At 30.9% G+C, this 2709-nt stretch carries 2 protein-coding genes and 1 pseudogene; all 3 read left to right on the forward strand.

What is annotated here, in order from left to right; translation table 11 throughout:
- A partial coding sequence (locus AC1DJR_RS25285) for an ABC transporter permease (protein ID WP_477003788.1) occupies positions 1–1628 on the forward strand: 1628 nt, incomplete at its 5' end.
- Positions 1629–1640: 12 nt separating this feature from the next.
- Entirely contained in the window at positions 1641–2402 is a 762-nt protein-coding gene (locus AC1DJR_RS25290; RefSeq protein WP_429687070.1) for an ABC transporter ATP-binding protein, read from the forward strand.
- Between the two features lie 106 nt (positions 2403–2508).
- Positions 2509–2709: pseudogene (locus AC1DJR_RS25295) on the forward strand (SAM-dependent methyltransferase); the annotation flags it as partial.

Raw genomic sequence — 2709 nt, forward strand, 5'->3', positions numbered from 1 at the left:
CTATTACGTATTCACTCTTTAAAACAGTCAATTCATTAACAGATGGAATAATAGCTGCAGTACTTATCATAATAAGTGCATTATTAATGCTAATCGCGATTTTATGTATTAGATTTACGATTATGACTTCAATGGAAGAAGATTATCGGGAAATTGGTGTTATGAAAGCTATCGGCATTCAAAGTAAAGATATTCAAAAACTATATGTAACAAAATATGTTGTTATTTCCGCTATCGGATGTATATGTGGATATATCCTTTCGTTATTTGTTACAAAAATATTTACCTCTAACATCGCACTTTATATGGGGACAGCTAATAAAAGTATTTTATATTATGTTGTGCCATTGATAGTCACAACATTGTTATTTCTAGCCGTTCTCCTTTTTTGCCGCATCATTTTGCGGAATTTCAGGAGAATTACAGCAATAGACGCTTTACGATCAAGAGATAAACTAGGAAAAAGAAAGATTAGAAGATTTTTTTCGCTCTATCAAACTAAAATTACAAATGTAAATATATTTATTGGTATACAAGATGTAGTGAAACGATTTAAGTTATATCGAGTATTAAGTATCGTTTTAATTATTGCAGTGTTCATGATTGTTGTACCAGTTAACTTTTTGTACACGATTCAGTCACCGCAATTTGTTAATTATATGGGAACAGGAAAGAGTGATATACGAATAGATTTACAGCAATCTGAAAATATAGAAAAACGGTTTAATGACGTTATATCGTATGTCGGCAACGATGAAGAGGTAGAAAAATATGCAGCATTTGTAACGAGTACATTTAAAATGGTGAAAGCTGATGGTACACATGAAAACTTAAATGTAGAAGTGGGAGATTTCGCCCAATTTCCAATAGAATATGTTAAAGGTATGGCACCCAAAAATGAAAATGAGATCGCTCTCTCTTATATGAACGCAAATGAATTAAAAAAGAATATAGGGGATGAAATCGTTTTATTTGTAGAAGGAAAAGAGAAAATGCTAACTATTAGTGGTATATATCAAGATGTAACGAATGGAGGAAAAACAGCTAAAGCGAGTTTTTCTTATAATAAAGAAAATATATTATGGTACGTAGTAAATGTAGATATGAAACCCAAAGTGAATCTACAAGAAAAAGTGAAGGAGTATAAACAAAATTTTAATTCTGCAAAAATAACAGATACGGATAATTATTTATCTCAAACTTTAGGAGAGACAATTAAACAATTAAGAMTCGTGACACAAGTGGCAATTTTGATTGCTATATTGATATCGGTTTTAATAACTGCGATGTTTTTTAAAATGTTATTGGTAAAAGATTCTTCGCAAATATTAATTATGAAAAGTATCGGCTTTTCCTACAAAGATATTCGTATACAATATGTTACTCGTTCTATTTCTATAGTATTAGTAGGTATTTTAACAGGGACATTTATAGCTGCTACGTTTGGAGAAACACTAATAAGCTGGTTAGGTTCATTTATGGGAGCAGCTCACATAAAGTTTGTTGTTAATCCAATCATTTCTTATGTAATATGTCCAACTATTTTATTTATATCTGTGACTGTAGCAACACTTTTCAGTAGTTTTACAGTGAAACAAACAAATGATTTAAAGCTAAATGGGGAGTAGGAGGTGTGTAATTTGAAAAAAATTTTAGAAGTAAAACAATTAAATAAAAAATACGCAATGGATGGAAATAAAACTTACCATATGTTAAAAAATGTAAATTTAGAGATTTATGAGGGAGAGTTTATATCGGTCATGGGACCTTCTGGTTCAGGGAAATCGACGTTACTATATAATATTAGCGGAATGGATCAAATGTCATCAGGAAGTGTGAAAGTTGATAGTAAAGAAATAACATGTATGAAAGAAGAGGTGTTAGCAAAATTACGACTCAGCGAAATGGGATTTATTTTTCAACAGAGCAATCTTCTTAGAAATTTGAATCTTTTTGATAATATAGTTTTGCCTGCGTATTTAGCAAAATTTGAGAGCAGGAAAATAATAAATAAACGTGCACTTGAATTGATGAAAAAAATGGGAATTAGTCAAATTGCAACTAATAATATAACTGAAGCATCAGGAGGAGAATTACAAAGGGTATCTATTTGTAGAGCACTCATAAATAAACCTAATATTATTTTTGCTGACGAACCAACGGGTGCTTTGAATTTAAAAGCGACAGAAGAGGTAATGGATATTTTAGCAAATATAAACCGTATGGGAACTACAATTTTGCTAGTTACTCATGACGTAAAGGTAGCAGCTAAAACAGAAAGAGTTCTTTTTATGGTGGACGGAGAAATTGTTAGCGAAATACAGATGGGTAAGTATAGAAACGATGATTTGAAGGTGCGAGAAGAGCAGTTGTTAAAATGGTTAACTGTACTTGGATTTTAAAGAGATAATATTTTTGACTCCTATTGAATATAGGAGTTTTTTCTTTGTTTGAAAGTTTAAAAAGAGATATAATAATTTTCTGACTATTGATTGTGGAGGGGTATAAATGAAAAGTGAAACGTTACACACTCAAGAAGATATATTAAAAATGCTTGATTCAATATTAAGACCTGCAGAACCGTTTTGGAATGAATTTTATGCGGATAGAGAAAAAGATGTTCCGTTTTTTGAAAATGTTCCAGATGAGAACCTAGTTTCGTATATACAAAAAGAATGGGTTTCCAAAGGGAAAGTGTTGGAGCTTGGA

The organism is Bacillus sp. 05T31 (genome assembly GCF_056396725.1).